The 16350-nt window shown below is 66.7% G+C and carries 14 protein-coding genes and 1 pseudogene; 10 read left to right on the top strand and 5 right to left on the bottom strand.

What is annotated here, in order from left to right; genetic code table 11:
• The 7 genes and pseudogenes from E0T84_RS29185 (at position 1) to E0T84_RS29155 (ending at position 7478) form a co-directional block, all read left to right on the top strand.
• Positions 1-774 (top strand): enoyl-CoA hydratase/isomerase family protein, encoded by a 774-nt coding sequence (locus E0T84_RS29185; RefSeq protein ID WP_171055216.1) that lies wholly within the window; start codon positions 1-3, stop codon positions 772-774.
• Entirely contained in the window at positions 774-2222 is a 1449-nt protein-coding gene (locus E0T84_RS32505; protein ID WP_070184744.1) for a class I adenylate-forming enzyme family protein, read from the top strand. Before E0T84_RS29185 ends, E0T84_RS32505 begins: the two co-directional genes overlap by 1 nt.
• Entirely contained in the window at positions 2215-3651 is a 1437-nt protein-coding gene (locus E0T84_RS29175; RefSeq protein WP_138746191.1) for a class I adenylate-forming enzyme family protein, read from the top strand. Before E0T84_RS32505 ends, E0T84_RS29175 begins: the two co-directional genes overlap by 8 nt.
• Positions 3644-5135 (top strand): annotated as a pseudogene (locus E0T84_RS29170) (AMP-binding protein). Before E0T84_RS29175 ends, E0T84_RS29170 begins: the two are co-directional and overlap by 8 nt.
• The gene (locus E0T84_RS29165; RefSeq protein WP_138746190.1) at positions 5132-6259 is read left to right on the top strand and encodes an NDMA-dependent alcohol dehydrogenase; all 1128 of its coding nucleotides are present in this window, start codon (positions 5132-5134) and stop codon (positions 6257-6259) included. The pseudogene E0T84_RS29170 and the gene E0T84_RS29165 overlap by 4 nt, the downstream one beginning before the upstream one ends.
• Positions 6256-6654 carry a PaaI family thioesterase gene (locus tag E0T84_RS29160; protein ID WP_138746189.1) on the top strand — a complete coding sequence of 133 codons (399 nt, stop codon included), beginning with the start codon at positions 6256-6258 and terminating at the stop codon, positions 6652-6654. Before E0T84_RS29165 ends, E0T84_RS29160 begins: the two co-directional genes overlap by 4 nt.
• Entirely contained in the window at positions 6651-7478 is an 828-nt protein-coding gene (locus E0T84_RS29155) for a TIGR03619 family F420-dependent LLM class oxidoreductase (protein WP_138746188.1), read from the top strand. Before E0T84_RS29160 ends, E0T84_RS29155 begins: the two co-directional genes overlap by 4 nt.
• A 1-nt stretch (position 7479) precedes the next feature.
• Here the strand turns inward: E0T84_RS29155 and E0T84_RS29150 are convergent, their stop codons facing one another.
• From E0T84_RS29150 to fabG, 5 genes are all read right to left on the bottom strand, one after another.
• Complete coding sequence (locus E0T84_RS29150) at positions 7480-8676, bottom strand: CaiB/BaiF CoA-transferase family protein (RefSeq protein ID WP_138746187.1); 1197 nt, start codon at positions 8674-8676, stop codon at positions 7480-7482.
• Positions 8677-8765: 89 nt separating this feature from the next.
• Positions 8766-9434, bottom strand: coding sequence for a GntR family transcriptional regulator (locus E0T84_RS29145; protein ID WP_070184751.1), 669 nt, complete (start codon positions 9432-9434; stop codon positions 8766-8768).
• Between the two features lie 3 nt (positions 9435-9437).
• Entirely contained in the window at positions 9438-10631 is a 1194-nt protein-coding gene (locus E0T84_RS29140; RefSeq protein WP_138746186.1) for an acyl-CoA dehydrogenase family protein, read from the bottom strand.
• Complete coding sequence (locus E0T84_RS29135) at positions 10628-11848, bottom strand: acetyl-CoA C-acetyltransferase (protein ID WP_138746185.1); 1221 nt, start codon at positions 11846-11848, stop codon at positions 10628-10630. The genes E0T84_RS29140 and E0T84_RS29135 overlap by 4 nt, the downstream gene beginning before the upstream one ends.
• Positions 11845-12633 (bottom strand): 3-oxoacyl-ACP reductase FabG, encoded by a 789-nt coding sequence (gene fabG / locus E0T84_RS29130; RefSeq protein WP_171055214.1) that lies wholly within the window; start codon positions 12631-12633, stop codon positions 11845-11847. The genes E0T84_RS29135 and fabG overlap by 4 nt, the downstream gene beginning before the upstream one ends.
• A 67-nt stretch (positions 12634-12700) precedes the next feature.
• Between fabG and E0T84_RS29125 the strand changes: the two genes are divergently transcribed.
• The 3 genes from E0T84_RS29125 to E0T84_RS29115 are packed head-to-tail and all read left to right on the top strand — an operon-like array spanning position 12701 to position 16215.
• Positions 12701-13882: an acyl-CoA dehydrogenase family protein gene (locus E0T84_RS29125; RefSeq protein WP_138746184.1), complete on the top strand. Its 1182-nt coding sequence runs from the start codon at positions 12701-12703 to the stop codon at positions 13880-13882.
• 25 nt (positions 13883-13907) lie between these two features.
• On the top strand, positions 13908-14729 hold the full coding sequence (locus tag E0T84_RS29120; protein WP_138746183.1) for a mycofactocin-coupled SDR family oxidoreductase: 822 nt from the start codon (positions 13908-13910) through the stop codon (positions 14727-14729).
• A 7-nt stretch (positions 14730-14736) separates the two neighbouring features.
• Positions 14737-16215, top strand: coding sequence for a class I adenylate-forming enzyme family protein (locus E0T84_RS29115; RefSeq protein WP_138746202.1), 1479 nt, complete (start codon positions 14737-14739; stop codon positions 16213-16215).
• The last annotated feature ends 135 nt before the right edge of the window (positions 16216-16350 follow it).

Raw genomic sequence — 16350 nt, 5'->3', positions numbered from 1 at the left:
GTGGAAACCATCCTCCTCGACTTCGACCACGAATCACGGGTCGCCACCGTCACGCTGAACCGGCCGGAAGCGCTGAACTCGTTCAACCGCGCGATGTGCAAAGAGATGCGCGATGCCTGGCACGCCGTCAAGGACGACGAGGGCATCAATGCCGTGGTGTTGCGGGCGTCCGGCGACCGGGCGTTCAGCGCCGGGCTGGATGTGAAGTCCAGCTACGGGCAGCCCGAGATCGTCTGGAACCATGAGGATCCCGGTGAACTGCTCAGCCCGAAGTGGCAGAAGATGTGGAAGCCGGTGGTGTGCGCGGTGCAGGGGATGTGCACGGCCGGTGCACTCTATTTCGTCAACGAGGCCGACGTGGTGATCTGCTCGCAGGAGGCCACGTTCTTCGATTCGCATGTCAGCGCCGGGTTGGTGTCGGCGTTGGAGCCGATCGGCCTGATGCGGCGGGTCGGGCTCGGCGATACCTTGCGGATGGCGTTGATGGGCAATGACGAACGCGTCAGCGCCGAAACCGCACTGCGGATCGGACTCGTCACCGAGGTGGTGGCCCGCGACCAGTTGTGGGGCCGCGCAAACGAGATCGCCACCACCATCGCTGCGAAACCGCCGACCGCCACGCAGGGGACCGTGAAGGCGATCTGGGAGTCTCTGGACAAGCCGTATCGCACCGCCATGGACCAGGGCCTCATCTACACCCGGCTGGGCAATCCGATCGCCAAGGCCGAGCTGGCCGCGCGCCCCCTACCCAAGACAACACCCCGGATCCGCTGATGGCCCACCCACTTTCACAGCGCATCGATGACGTCCTCGATCTGGACCCGACCGCGAAAGCCATTCAGTACGACGGCCAGTGGCACACCTGGGCCCAGATCGCGACATTGGCACGGCGCATCGGTGCGGTGTCTTCGGGCACCCGGGTCGGCATCATGTTGCGCAATCGACCGGTACATGTGGCGGCGCTGCTCGGGGTACTGGCCGCCGGCGGCACCGTCGTCGTGATCAACCCGTCCCGCGGCGACGAGCGCACCCGCACCGACATCGAAAGCCTCGGCCTGCCGGTGCTCATCGGGCTGGCCGAGGACATCGCCACCCTGGCGGCGCCCTCCCCCACGACGACGACCGTGACGATCCACGATCTCGACACCGAACCCGAGGTCAGCCCCGCCAAGAACCCGTCCGACGATGCGGGTCGCCCGGGCGTCGCGGTGTGGATGCTGACCAGCGGCACCACCGGCCCACCCAAGCGCGTGGACCTCACCTACGACATGCTGGCCCGCAGCGTGATCGGGCGTGCCCCCGAAAACTCCCCGGCACCAACTGAATTACGTCGCGGCGTGGCGATCGTCAACTCGCCGCTGGTACACGTCGGCGGCGTGTTCCGAGTGTTGTTGTGCATCGCCGAGGCCCGGCCCTTCGTACTGCTCCCCAAGTTCGACCTGACCCGCTGGGCCGATGCCGTGCGCGAACACCAGCCACGCGCCGTATCACTGGTCCCGGCTGCCCTGCGGATGGTGCTGCACTCCGACCTCACCCGCGATGACCTCGCCGGTGTCCGTGCGGTCACCTCCGGCACCGCACCGCTGTCCGCTGACGATGCCGACGCCTTCGCCGAGAAGTTCGGCATCCCGGTGCTGACATCCTATGCCGCGACCGAGTTCGGCGGCGGGGTGGCCGGCTGGACGCTGGCCGATCATCAGAAGTACTGGAAAGCCAAGCGCGGCAGTGTGGGCCGAGCCAACCCCGGAGCCCGGCTGCGGGTGGTCGATGAGGGCGGCAGTGAGCTGGGCCCGGACGAGAAGGGCTTGTTGGAGGTCAAGCCGGCGCAATTCGATGCCGACGCGGACTGGCTGCGCACCACAGATCTGGCGCGCATCGACGCCGACGGATTCGTCTGGATCCTCGGCCGTGCCGACCAGGCCATCATCCGCGGCGGATTCAAGGTGATGCCCGACGATGTCCGTACCGCTCTGGAGAGCCACCCCGCGGTGCGCGGTGCGGCCGTGATCGGCATGCCCGATGAGCGATTGGGCGAGACACCGGTGGCGATGGTGGAGCTGCACGACGCCGCCACCATCGAGGGTCTGCTTGAGTACCTGGGCGGCCGGCTGGCCCGTTACGAGATCCCCACTGACATCGCTCTTGTCGAGACGATTCCGCGAACGCCATCGGGGAAAGCCGATCTCGGCGCCGTACGGGACCACTTCGCGTCGCGTGTCTGACACTGTCGCAGGACTGCTGCGCGGGTGCACCGACCGCCCGCTGTTGATCTGCGACGACCGGCGGATCAGCTACCCCGAGGCACAGCGCCGCTCCGCCGAGGTGGCCGGCGGCCTGCTCGCGCTCGGTGCCGGCAAGGGCACACACGTCGGTCTGCTCTATCCCAACGGTGTCGACTTCGTGGTGGGGATGTTGGCGGCCGCTCGCATAGGCGCGGTGGTCGTGCCGTATTCCACCTTCCTGACCACGGCCGAGCTGGCGACCCAGCTGCGCGACAGCGATACCGCGATCCTGCTGTCGGCCCGCAGTTTCCGCAATCACGACTATGAGGAACGGCTGGCGGGGATCGACACACCGTGCCTTCAGCATGTGCTGTTCGACATGCCACGCGCTGACGTCCCGAACCTGGCCGGATTCGAAGACGATGTGGATGGCTGTGATCCGCTGGCGGTCATCTACACGTCAGGATCCACCGGCTCCCCCAAAGGCGTGGTTCACACTCACGCATCGCTGATCGGACATCAGCGCAATCTCAACGAGATCCGCGGGCTCACGGCCACTGACCGATTGTTCTGCAATTCGCCGTTCTTCTGGATCGGCGGTTTCGCGTTCGGGCTGCTGGCCACGATCACCGCCGGGGCCACCCTGATCTGTTCGAACGCGACCGATGCGGGCGCTACCCTCGACCTCATCGAGACCGAGAAACCCACTATCACCAACGGTTTCGTCGCCGGCATCGCCCACCTGAGCAGTCATCCCAGCTATCCAGACCGGCAGTTCTCGGCACGGCGAGGCAACCTCTACCCCGTCATGGCCCCGGACTGCCGGCCCGCCGACCCGGAACTCCGGCACAACATGCTGGGGATGACCGAAACCGGAAGTGTCGTGCTGATCGATGCCGACGACGGTGATCAACCCGAGCATCGTCGCGGCAGTTATGGTCGGCCCGCCCCCGGATTCGAGACGAAAGTGCCGGCCTCAGGCGAGCTGTGCGTGCGCGGGCCTTATCTGATGCAGGGCTACTACGGGCGCAACCGCGAGGAGTGCTTCGACGCCGACGGCTGGTTTCACACCGGCGATCTCGTCCGCGTCGATGACGACGGCTACGTCTACTTTCTCGGCCGGGCGGGCGCGATGATCAAAACCTCGGGCGCCAACGTCACTCCCGATGAGGTCGAGAAAGCGCTGGCGACACTGGGAATCACCGCGCATGTGCTCGGCCTGCCCGACGCGACTCGCGGGCAGATCGTGGCGGCGATCATCGTCACCGACGACTCCGTCGACATCGATGCGGTGCGCGGCCAACTGCGGGGCACGCTGTCGGCATACAAGGTGCCGCGGGCATTCACGGTGTGCCGCCCGGCCGATCTGCCGACACTCTCCAGCGGCAAGCTGGACATTCCGGGTCTACGTGGGCTGTTCGATGCCTGACACGATCGACGCGCTGGTGCGCGCTCATTCGTCATCCACAAAGTCTGCGGTGGTGGACCCCGAATCGCGGATCTCCTACGCCGAACTCGACCCCGGAACCGCCGAACTGGCCGCCGGGTTCATCGCCGCAGGTGTCACCAAGGGGTCCCGGGTAGGGCTCCTGATGCCCAACGGGGTGGACTGGGTGCGGATCGCGATCGCCCTGACGCGGATCGGCGCTGTCCTGGTCCCGCTGAGCACATTGCTGCGCCCGGGTGAATTGACCGCGCAATTGCGGATGGCGTCGGTGCAGTTCCTGATCGCGGTGGAGGAATTCCGGGGCCATCGATATCCGGTGGACCAGGATCAGCTACCCGCGCTGTGCGGAATCTGGACCGCCGAGCAGGCGCTGAGCTCAATCGGGCCTCGCGGCGCGGCGGATGCGCTGGCCGCCTGCGTGCGCGAAGGCGACCCGTTGGTGATCATGTTCACCTCAGGAAGCAGCGGGCCACCGAAGGGGACCATTCATTCGCACCGAAATGCCCTGGGCGCCGTGCGCTCTGGTCTCGAGGCTCGATGCATCACCGGCGAGACCCGGCTGTATCTGCCCATGCCGTTCTTCTGGGTGGGCGGTTTCGGTGCGGGCATCCTGTCGGCCCTGCTGGCCGGGGCCACCCTGGTGACCGAACCCGTCCCCCGGCCGGAGTCCACACTCGAACTCCTCGAACGCGAACAGGTCACGCTGTTCCGGGGCTGGCCCGAGCAGGCCGAGGCGCTGGCCCGTCACGCCGGAACCGCGGATGTCAGCGCGTTGCAGCCGGGAAGTCTGGAAGCACTGTTGCCGGAAGGGATGCGGTCACGGCCCGGGGCCCCGAGCGTCGCTGTTGGGGATGACCGAATCGTTCGGTCCGTACTGCGGATTCCGGGCCGACACCGACATGCCCGAATCGGCGTGGGGCAGCTGCGGTCAACCCTTCGACGGGATGGACGTGCGCATCGCCGACATCGAAACCGGGCAGCCGTTGCCGCGCGGCGAAACCGGGTCGATCCAGATCCGTGGCCCGCACGTGATGCGGGGTATCTGCCGGCGCAGCCGAGAAGACGTCTTCACCGCAGACGGCTACTACCCGACCGGGGATCTGGGCTACCTCGATTCCGACGGGTTCCTGTTCTACCGCGGCAGATCCGACGACATGGTCAAGGTCCGCGGTGCGACGGTATATCCGAGCGAGGTGCAACGGGCGCTGCGTTCCGTGCCCGGAGTCCGTGCGGCCTATGTGGTCAATGTTCCTGACGGCCAGGCCAATCGGATCGGTGCGGCCGTGCTGGGAGCTGGGCTCTCGGTGGAGTCACTGCAGAGCGCCACCCGCGCGGTCCTCAGCTCGTTCAAGGTGCCCACGGTGTGGCTGCTCCTCGATGACGAGGATGACGTCCCGCGCGGAAGCACCGGGAAAGTCGACATCGCCACACTGCGAGCCATGTTGAGGGAGGGTGTTCACCGATGAAAACCAAAGGTGCCCTGGTATGGGACTTTGGTCAACCGTGGTCGATCGAGGAGATCGAGATCGGTGACCCACGCAAGGGCGAGGTCAAGGTAGCGCTGGAAACCGCAGGGTTGTGTCACTCCGACCATCATCTGATGACCGGCGACATTCCGATGGCCGACTTCCCCATTCTGGGCGGCCACGAGGGTGCCGGGGTGATCGTCGAGGCCGGGCCGGACACCGAAGGTCTCGAAGTCGGGGATCACGTGGTGATGTCGTTCATCCCGTCCTGCGGTAGCTGCCCGGCCTGCCAGACCGGCCTGCGCAATCTCTGTGACCTCGGCATGGGCCTCCTCGCCGGCGCATCGGTTTCCGACGGCTCGTTCCGGGTACAGGCCAAGGGAAAGAACGTGATTCCCATGTCACTCCTCGGCACTTTCTCGCCCTACGTAGTGGTGCATCGGACGTCGGTGGTGAAGATAGACCCGACGATTCCCTTCGAGGTGGCGTGCCTCGTCGGCTGCGGGGTGACCACCGGATATGGCTCGGCCGTGCGCAGCGCCGAGATCCGGCCCGGTGACGATGTGGCGATCGTCGGCATCGGCGGCGTCGGCACCGCGGCCCTGCAAGGTGCAGCCATTGCCGGGGCCCGCCGCATCTTCGCGGTGGACCCGGTCGAATGGAAGCGTGAACAGGCGCTCAAGTTCGGGGCGCGCGAGGCCTATCCCGACGTGGCTACCGCCTTGGCCGGAGTGGCCGCAGCGACCGGTGGTCGCATGTGCCGCAAAGTCATCGTCACCGTCGGGCGTACCGAGGGCCGCGACGTGGAGTCATGGATGCAGCTCACCGCCAAGGGCGGGACCTGCGTACTGACGGCCATGGGCAACGTGACCGACTCCGAGACGAAGCTCAACCTGGCCGGCTTGACCTTGCTGCAGAAGAGCCTGCAAGGGAGTCTGTTCGGGGGCGGCAACCCTCAGTTCGACATCCCCGAACTGCTCACCTTGTATCAGCTGGGCCAGCTGAATCTCGACGACATGGTCACCCGCGAATACCGGCTCGAACAGATCAACGATGCGTACCGGGACATGTTGGAAGGACGTAACATCCGCGGCGTCATCCGCTACAGCGAGGCGGACCGATGACCACCAACATCTTCGAGTTGTTCGAGCTGATCGGATATCGGGACGCGCCGGGATCCGACGACGAGGCCGTGGTCGAACTGCCGGTGGCCCCGCATGTGGTCAATACCAACGGCGGGTTGCAGGGCGGCCTGCTGGCCACCCTGGTCGACACCGCGGCGGGCAAGCTCGCCATGCGCGGGTTGCCGCCCGGCCACAGCGTGGTGACATCGGACCTCAACCTGCGCTATCTACGGCCGGTCACAGCCGGCGCCGCGCGGGCGGTCGCCCGCATCGTGCATACCGGCAAGCGGTCGATGGTCATCCAGGTCGACATCTTCACGGTCCCGGACAATGACCTGGCTGTCGTCGCCACGGTCAGCTTTGCGAAGATCCAAGCCAAGGAGGCAACGTCGTGAAGCTCGGACTATCCACACCCATCGTCATGCAGCATCCCGGTGAGTTCTCACCGTGGGAGGCTGACGCCGGTCCCGATGAACTGGCGTTGATCGCCGAGGCGGCAGACAATCTGGGGTTTCACCACCTCACGTGTGCCGAGCACACCGGAATTCCTGCCTCCGCCGCCGGAGTGCGCGGGACGGTCTATTGGGATCCGCTGGCCACCTTGTCTTTCCTGGCGGCTCGGACCCGCCGCATCCGGTTGACGACCGCCGTAGCGGTGCTCCCGTACCACCATCCCGTGGCGCTGGCGAAGAGCTACGGCACCCTCGACCGGCTCAGCGGTGGACGCGTGATCCTCGGCGTCGGGGTCGGATCGCTCACCGAGGAATTCGAACTGCTAGGCGCCCCGTGGGAGGATCGTGGAGCGGCTGCCGACCGCGACATCGCCAAGTTGCGGGCCGCGTGGGGGCAGCCGGTGGTCGACGGCTTCGCCATCGAACCTCATGCCGCCACCACCGACCTCCCGGTCTGGGTGGGTGGGCGTACCAAACGCTCGCTGCGCCGTGCCGTCGAACTTGGCACCGGCTGGATGCCGTTCAGCCTCTCGCCGGACACGATCACCGAATTCCTGGCCCGGCACGCATTGCCCGGGGATTTCGACGTCGTCCTCTCTCCCGGTGCGCCGCTGGATCCGTCAGGGGACGCAGACACCGTGCGCAAACGCCTGACCCGATTGCGCGACGCCGGAGCCACGATCGCCAACTGTTCGGTGCAGGCCCGCAATGCCGAGCATTTCTGCGATCAGCTGGCGGCCCTGAAGGCGATCGGCGAGGATCTGTGATTCACACGATCTCGTCTGCCCGCAAGCCGGCTATCTGCGCTGCGTCGTAACCGATCTCGGCGAGCACCTCATCGGTGTGCTCACCCAGCAGCGGAGCCCGTCGGCGGATCGTCCCCGGCGTCGCCGACATCCGGAACGGAGTTTCGATGATCGGCACGTCGCGCGACGCACCCGGGTACGGCACCCGCTGCAGGTAGCCCATGGCCTGCACATGCGGATCATCGAGCACGTCCTGGGTGGAATGTAACGGAGCGGCAGGCATTTTCGCCTTCTCCAACAGCTCCAGGACTTCGGCCTTGGTCTTGTCGGCACACCACGCGGCCATGATGTCGTTGAGGATGTCGCCGTTGGCCCAGCGGGTGTCGTCGTTGGCGAACCGCGGATCGTCGAACAGTTCTTCGCGACCCACCAAGCGGCACCACCGTTTGAACATCGGCTGGCCCGCGACCTGCAGCAATACCCACTGGTCGTCGGCCGTGCGATAGAGATCGCACGGCGCCACCGACGCACCCTTGTTGCCCATCCGGGGCTTGTCCACCTGCAGCAGCTCGCGTTCGATCAGGAACGCGTTCGACAGCATCAGCGCAGTGGGCAGCAGGGCACCCTCGACGTGCTGGCCCTCACCCGTCTTGTCGCGGTGATACAGCGCCATCATCACCCCGATCGCCAGCGTGAGCGCGGTGCCGAAATCCGCGTAGGGCACCACCGTTCGGATGGGCTGATCGGGCAGGCCCTGCCGGTAGACCGCACCGGACATCACCTGCCCGGCGCCGTCGAAGCCGATCTTCTCGCTGTACGGGCCGCCCTCACCGTAAGCCGTCGCACTGGCCAGGATAATGTCGGGCTTGACCGTCTTGAGGGTCTCGTAATCCAGGCCGCTCGCGCGCATTCCGGCTGCCGGCATGTTGGCGATCACGATGTCGGCCTGCGCCACCAGACGGCGGGTGATCTCGGCACCCTCGGCCGTGGTGGAGTCCAGCGTGAGTGAGCGCTTGTTGCGGTTGCACTGCAGGAACGTGCCGCCCTCGCCGCCCTCGGTGACGGCCTGCACCCAACGGTCTTCCCCGCCTTCGCGTTTCTCCACCCGCAACACGTCGGCACCCATGTCGGCCAGGATCGCGCTGCACCACGGCGCGGCGATGAACCGGCCGTAGTCGAGCACCCGGATCCCACTGAGAACCCCTGGAACGCCTGCCACGCTCACTCACCTTCCTTCGGCGAGCAGACGCAAACTCGCACACTTTTGCACCGAAACGTGCGAGTTTGCGTCTGCTCGCGGGTCATTCGCTACTCGAGCACACCCAACCGGTCGAGGTGATCGCTCAGCGGTTTGGAGGCCGCACACAGATGCTCGGCCATGGCGTCGCGGGCCGCATCCCCGTCGCGTTCCTTGAGCGCGGCCAGGATCCGGCGGTGGTCGTGGGTGGACTGCTCGGGCCAGCCTTCGACCGTCGGATACACCGATTCCAGTGCGTACCGGGTGATCTGGGACATCAACTGGGCCAATTTCGGCGACTCGGCCGCCCGGTTCACGCCGCGATGGAACGCGTGGTTGAGCCGGACGGCGGCGTCATGGTCGTCGCGTGCATAGGCGTCCTCCAGCTCCCGCTGGATCCGGTCGAGTTCGTCGAGCTGGCCGTCGCTGATCTGGTCGGCGGCACGTAAGGCCAACTGCCCGCCGATGTGGGCCTGCACGCCGGCCACGTCGTCGATGTCTCGCCGGGTGACCGGTAGCACCAAGAACCCGCGTCGGGGTTGCTGGGTCAGCAGCCCCTCGGTACGCAGGCCGAACAACGCCTCGCGCACCGGCGTCACACTGATCCCCAGCTCGGCCGCCAGTTGCTCGAGCCGGATGTAGTTCCCCGCCGGATAGGTCCCGTCGAAGATGCGCCGACGGATCAGCCGCGCCACGTCCTCGGCCAGCTGTGGCCGAGAAGCGAAATCGGGTATCGACACGGCTCAGACCCGATAGTCGGACAGCAGTCGCTTGCTGATGATGTTCTTCTGGATCTCGCTGGTGCCCTCACCGATCAGCAGGAACGGAGCGTCGCGCATCAACCGCTCGATCTCGTACTCCTTGGAGTAGCCGTACCCACCGTGGATCCGGAAGCTCTGCTGGGTCACCTCCGAACAGAACTCGCTGGCCATGTATTTCGCCATCCCGGCCGCCACGTCGTTGCGCTCACCGGAGTCCTTGAGCCGCGCGGCGTTGACCATCATCAGGTGAGCAGCCTCGACTTTGGTTGCCATCTCGGCCAATTGGAAGGCCACCGCCTGGTGCTCGGCGATCGGTTTGCCGAAGGTCTCGCGTTGCTGCGCGTAGCGGACCGCCAGTTCGAAAGCGCGGATCCCCACGCCGCAGGCCCGGGCCGACACGTTGACGCGACCGACCTCGACCCCGTCCATCATCTGGAAGAAGCCCTGCCCGGTGACGCCGCCCAGCACGTCGTCGGCACTGGCCCGATAACCGTCGAAGATCAGCTCGGTGGTATCGATGCCCTTGTAACCGAGCTTGTCCAGCTTGCCCGGAATGGTCAGCCCCGGCACGACTTCACCGAAGCCGGTGGGCTTTTCGACCAGGAAAGCGGTCAGGTTGCGGTGTGGCTTGTCAGCACCCTCGTCCGTGCGCACCAGCGCGGCCACCAACGTTGAACTGCCGCCGTTGGTCAGCCACATCTTCTGGCCGTCGATGGTGTACGTGCCGTCGTCGTTCTTCTTGGCCCGGGTGCGGATCGCCGCCACATCGGAGCCCAGCTCGGGCTCGGACATCGAGAACGCGCCCCGTGTCTCGCCGGTCGCCATGCGCGGCAGGAACTTCTGCTTCTGGGCATCGGTTCCGTGCTGCCGGATCATGTAGGCAACGATGAAGTGGGTGTTGATCACCCCGGATACGCTCATCCAGCCGCGGGCGAGCTCCTCGACGCACAGCGCGTAGGTCAGCAGCGATTCGCCGAGGCCGCCGTACTCCTCGGGAATCATCAGCCCGAACAGGCCCATGTCCTTCATCTGGTCGACGATCGCCAGGGGGTAGGTGTCGGAGTGCTCGAGCTCCTGGGCCGTGGGAATGACCTCTTTGTCGACGAATTGCCTTACTGTCGACACGATCTCGGTCTGGAACTCGGTCAACCCGAGCGTCTGGGCAAGTTTGGTCATGGGGTCACCCTTTCGAACACAGCGGCCAGACCCTGGCCACCGCCGATGCACATGGTCTCCAGCCCGTACCGGGCCTGGCGCCGGTCCAGTTCCCGGGCCAGCGTGGCGAGCATCCGCCCACCGGTCGCCCCCACCGGATGCCCCAGCGAAATCCCGGAGCCCCGGACGTTGGTGCGCTCGAAGTCGGCCTCTCCGAACTTCCACTCCTTCGTCACCGCCAGTGCCTGCGCGGCGAACGCCTCGTTGAGTTCGATGAGGTCGATGTCGCTCAGTTGCAGATCGGCCTTGGCCAGGGCCGCCTCGGTCGCCGGCACCGGTCCGATGCCCATCACGTTGGGCGCGACACCCGCCGAACCCCACGACACCATCCGCACCAGCGGCCGCAGGCCCATCTCGGCGGCCTTCTCCGGAGTGGTGACGATGCACATGGACGCGGCATCGTTCTGCCCGCTGGAGTTGCCCGCCGTCACGGTGGCCTCGGGATCCTGCTTGAGCAGAATGGGTTTGAGCTTGGCCAGCGCCTCGACCGTGGTGTCGGCGCGCGGGTGCTCGTCGGCGTCGATCACGGTTTCGCCCTTACGGTCGCGGACGGTGACGGGAATGATCTCTTCAGCCAGAACCCCGGATTCCTGGGCCGCCACCGCGCTGCGATGTGAGCGCACCGCGAGCTCGTCCTGCTCAGCCCGGGTTATGCCGTACTCGCGGCGCAGGTTCTCGGCGGTCTCAAGCATGCCGCCCGGCACGGGATAGAACTGCCCGCCGGCCGTGGTGCGTCCCCGCGCCAGCCCGTCATGGATCTGCACGCCGCTGCGGGCCCCGCCCCAACGCATGTCGGTGGAGTAGAACGCCACGTTGCTCATGCTCTCGGCGCCACCGGCCACCACGAGATCGTTGTCGCCGCTGCGGACCTGCAGGCAGGCCTGGATGACGGCCTGCAGACCCGAGCCGCATCGGCGGTCGACTTGCATTCCAGGAACCGTCACCGGCAGGCCGGCGTCGAGCGCCACGACGCGGCCGATGGCCGGGGCCTCGCTGTTGGGATAGCAGTGCCCCAGGATCACATCCTGCACCTGCTCGGGTGCCACGCCGGTGCGTTCCAGCAGTCCCCTGAGCGCGACGACACCGAGTTCGACGGCGGTCAGCGACGCGAACATGCCGCCGTACCGGCCGATCGGAGTGCGGACCGGTTCACAGATGACCGCCTCGCGGATCGTCATACGTGCCGACCGCCCGTCACCTCGAGCACGGTGCCGGTCATGTACGACGACAGATCGCTTGCCAGGAACAGCGCGACCTTGGCCACCTCGTCGGGTTCGCCGGCCCGGCCCATCGGGATCTCGGCTAGCTTCTGATCCCAGATCCGTTGGGGCATGGCCTCGGTCATCGCCGAGCGGATGAGCCCGGGCTGGATGGCGTTGACGCGCACCCCGAGGTGGGCCAGCTCCTTGGCCGACGCCTTGGTCATGCCGACGATGCCGGCCTTGGCCGCCGAGTAGTTGGTCTGCCCAACCAGGCCGACCTTGCCCGAGATCGAGGACATGTTCACGATCGCGCCGCGCGTGTTCTCGCGCATGATCGCCGCGGCCGATTTGGTGCCGTTCCAGGTGCCCTTCAGGTGCACGGCAATGACCTGGTCGAACTGCTCCTCGGTCATCTTGCGCAGGGTGGCGTCGCGGGTGATGCCGGCGTTGTTGACCATGATGTCCAGCCCGCCGAAGCGCTCGACGGCGGCCTGTACGAGGGCTTCGACCTCAGCACCCGAGGTCACGTCGCACCGCACCGCCGTCGCCACTTCGGGCCCGCCGAGTCCCTGGGCGGCCGCCTCGGTCGCCTCCAGGTTCACGTCACCGAGCACCACGCGGGCGCCCTCGCCGATGAAGCGCTTCGCGATGGCCAGGCCCAGACCCTGGGCACCGCCTGTCACCACTGCAGTCTGACCGGTCAGCAACGACACCTGATCACCTAACTTTCGATCGCGGGGGCTCTGTCTGAGCCAGATCATATTGCATATACGATATTCGTGATCGTCGGCCCCCGCCGGATCCCACGCGACGAAATGGAGCTCACCTGTGACCACCACCGCCGCCACGTCCGAAGTCAGCGACGAGGACTTCGCCGAGATCCTGGCGCAGACCCGCAGCTTCATCCGCTCCGCCGTGGTGCCCCGCGAGAACGAGATCCTGGCCACCGACCAGGTGCCCGACGATCTGCGTGAGCAGGCCAAGAACATGGGCCTGTTCGGTTACGCGATCCCCCAGCAGTGGGGTGGCCTCGGCCTGAACCTGGCTCAAGATGTCGAACTGGCAATGGAATTCGGCTACACGTCGCTGGCATTGCGGTCGATGTTCGGCACCAACAACGGCATCGCCGGGCAGGTCCTGGTGGGGTTCGGCACCGATGAACAGAAGACCCGCTGGCTGGAAGGTATCGCCTCCGGTGACGTCGTCGCCTCGTTCGCACTGACCGAGCCCGGGGCCGGCTCCAACCCGGCGGGCTTGCGCACCAAGGCCGTTCGCGACGGGGACGACTGGGTGATCGACGGTCAGAAGCGGTTCATCACCAACGCCCCCACCGCGAACCTGTTCGTCGTGTTCGCCCGGACCCGCCCGGCCGACGACGCCGGCTCGGGGATCGCGGTTCTTCTGGTACCGGCCGACGCGCCCGGCGTCGAAATCGGCGCCAAGGACGCCAAGATGGGTCAGGAAGGCGCATGGACCGCCGACGTCAACTTCACCGACGTGCGCGTGCCGAACAGCGCACTCGTGGGCGGCAGCGAGGATGTCGGCTACCGCGCCGCGATGACCTCCCTGGCTCGCGGCCGGGTCCACATCGCAGCACTGGCGGTGGGATCCGCCCAGCGCGCGCTCGACGAGTCAGTCGCCTACGCCGCGGCGGCCACCCAGGGCGGCCAACCGATCGGAAGCTTCCAGTTGGTGCAGGCCATGATCGCCGATCAGCAGACCGGCGTGATGGCCGGTCGGGCGTTGGTCCGCGATGCCGCGGCCAAGTGGGTATCCGGTGAGGACCGCCGCATCGCCCCGTCAGCCGCCAAGTTGTTCTGCACCGAAATGGGGGGCAACGTAGCCGATCTCGCGGTGCAGATCCACGGCGGCACCGGATACATGCGCGAGGTCCCGGTCGAGCGCATCTACCGCGAGGTCCGGCTGCTGCGTCTCTACGAGGGCACCAGCGAGATCCAGCGACTCATCATCGGCGGCGGGCTGGTCAAGGCCGCCCAGCGCCAGCTCTGAAACCAGTTACCCACAAGGAGAATCCATGACGGACAGGCTCGCCGGAAAGGTCGCCTTCATCACCGGGGCTGCCCGCGGACAGGGACGCGCGCATGCGGTGCGGATGGCCAAAGAGGGCGCCGACATCATCGCGGTCGACATCGCCGGCCCGCTGCCGCCGAGCGTGCCCTACGACTCGGCCACCCCTGAAGATCTGGACGAGACCGTGCGCTTGGTTGAGGCCACCGGCAAGCGCATCATCGCCACCGCCGCCGACACCCGCGACCACGACGCGTTGAAGACCATCGTCGGCAAGGGCGTCGCCGAATTCGGTCGGCTCGATGTCATCGTCGCCAATGCCGGTATCACGGTGCCCGAACCATGGAACGACACCACGCCGGAGTCATTCCGGGACGGCATGGACATCAACGTCACCGGCACCTGGAATACCGTGATGGCCGGTGCCCAGCACATCATCGACGGTGGCCGCGGCGGGTCGATCATCCTGATCAGCTCGGCCGCCGGTATCAAGATGCAGCCGTTCATGGTGCACTACACGGCCAGCAAGCACGCCGTCGCGGGCATGGCCCGGGCCTTCGCCGCCGAACTGGGCAAGCACAAGATCCGGGTGAACAGCCTGCATCCCGGTGCGGTCAACACTCCGATGGGCACCGGCGACATGCTGGCCGCGCTCAACCGCGCCAACAACACCAACCCCGGCCTGATGCAGATGGTGACCCCGTTCCTGCCGGACTACATCGCCGAACCCGAGGACATCGCCGACGCCGCGATCTGGCTGGCCAGCGACGAGTCACGGTATGTCACGGCCAGCCGCGTCGCCGTCGATCTGGGCTCCACTCAGTTCTAGGGCCGGCATGTTCGCGGACTTCGCCGACAGTCTCGGCACCGGGCTCCACGCCTACGGTGACCGTCCGTTCATCGAGTTCACCCGAAAGTGGTATACGGGCAACGAGATAACGCAATTCATCGAGCGGGTCTCGGCTGCCTTGCGCGAGGCGGGTGTCGGGCCCGGCGAGCCGGTCGGCATCGTGGTGCGCAATCGCGTTGCGCACGCCGCGACGATCCTGGGTTTCATCGCGTCACGCCGCCCGGTGGTGATGATCTATTCGTACCAATCGGCCGCGGCGATCGCCCGCGACGCCCGGGATCTGGCGTTGCCGGCGATCGTCGCCGATCTCGATGACTGGACACCCGAGTTGCGCGGCGCGGTGGCCTCGTCGGGCTCGGCCGGTCTCGTGTTGTCCAGTGATCCGCTGCGGGTCGGGGCGACCGCGACGCGGCAGCCCGGCAGCAGACACGAGCCGACGCTGGAACAGTCCGGCCTGCACATCCTGACCAGCGGTACCACCGGCCCGCCCAAGCGAATCCCGGTCGCCACCAATGTGCTTGCCCACACCGTGCTGAGCATGACGATCGGTGCGGGCACCGAGACAGTGGACGACGACACCCCGCCGGCGCTGGTGTACTGGCCGTTCGGCAGCATCGGCGTCTGCCAGTTGCTGGCCGCACCGTGCTCGGGCAAGCGTATGGTGCTGCTGGAGAAGTTCCGAGTCGACGAGTGGGTCCGGGCCATCAAGACCTACCAAATCACCAGGGCGGGCGTGCAACCGGCGATCCTGCGGATGCTGTTGCAGGCTGATGTGCCTCCCGAAGATCTGGCATCGCTGGAGGGGCTGTCCGGGGGCTCCGGACCGTTGGAGCCGGGGTTGCGGGCGGAGTTCGAGGGTCGCTACGGCATACCCCTGCTGTGGGCCTACGGGGCAACCGAATTCGCGGGATCGGTGTGCAGCTGGACACCCGAACTGTACCGCCGATACGGTGCGGACAAGCCTGACAGCGTCGGACGGCCGCTGCCCGGTGTACGCGTGCGTATCGTCGATCCTGACACCGGCGCCGAAGTTCCCGCCGGCACCGTCGGACTGCTCGAAGCCAGCGTCGAGGTGATCGGGCCGGATTGGGTGCGCACCACTGATCTGGCCGCCGTCGACGAAGACGGATTCCTCACCGTGCACGGGCGCGGCGACGGCGCGATCAACCGTGGCGGCTTCAAGATCCTCCCGGAAACGGTACGCCGCGTATTGATCTCACATCCCAGCGTGCTCGACGCCTGCGTCGTCGGCGTTCCGGATGCCCGCCTCGGCGCGGTTCCCTTCGCCGCGGTCGAACTGCGGCGCGATGCCGTCGTGCCCACCGAAGCCGAGTTGAAAGACCTGGTGCGCGAGGCGCTACCGAGCCATCATGTGCCAGTGGCGGTGGCGGTCGTCGACGCACTCCCCCGCAATGCCGCTCTCAAGGTGCGACCGGGAGACGTCGCGGCCCTGTACCGCACCTAACTTCTCCCCGCGAGCAATAGCTCCTATGTCAAGCCGCCACTGATTGTGGCGGCTTGACCGGGTTTTGGTGGTCGTTGCGGGGCGCGTCTTGGTGTAGTGCTTGGTAGACCCGGCGGGCGATGCGGCGTTTGACGC

The sequence above is a fragment of the Mycobacterium sp. DBP42 genome, from assembly GCF_005924235.1.
Taxonomy (GTDB): domain Bacteria; phylum Actinomycetota; class Actinomycetes; order Mycobacteriales; family Mycobacteriaceae; genus Mycobacterium; species Mycobacterium syngnathidarum.
This window is presented reverse-complemented; position numbering and strand designations above follow the sequence as displayed.

Excerpts from the sequence above, each read along its gene's own strand:
- E0T84_RS29160 (WP_138746189.1), top strand. The coding sequence starts at position 6,256 with ATGACCACCAACATCTTCGAGTTGTTCGAGCTGATCGGATATCGGGAC.
- E0T84_RS32505 (WP_070184744.1), top strand. The coding sequence starts at position 774 with ATGGCCCACCCACTTTCACAGCGCATCGATGACGTCCTCGATCTGGAC.
- E0T84_RS29135 (WP_138746185.1), bottom strand. The coding sequence starts at position 11,848 with ATGACGATCCGCGAGGCGGTCATCTGTGAACCGGTCCGCACTCCGATC.
- E0T84_RS29165 (WP_138746190.1), top strand. The coding sequence starts at position 5,132 with ATGAAAACCAAAGGTGCCCTGGTATGGGACTTTGGTCAACCGTGGTCG.
- fabG (WP_171055214.1), bottom strand. The coding sequence starts at position 12,633 with ATGATCTGGCTCAGACAGAGCCCCCGCGATCGAAAGTTAGGTGATCAG.
- E0T84_RS29140 (WP_138746186.1), bottom strand. The coding sequence starts at position 10,631 with ATGACCAAACTTGCCCAGACGCTCGGGTTGACCGAGTTCCAGACCGAG.
- E0T84_RS29115 (WP_138746202.1), top strand. The coding sequence starts at position 14,737 with ATGTTCGCGGACTTCGCCGACAGTCTCGGCACCGGGCTCCACGCCTAC.
- E0T84_RS29120 (WP_138746183.1), top strand. The coding sequence starts at position 13,908 with ATGACGGACAGGCTCGCCGGAAAGGTCGCCTTCATCACCGGGGCTGCC.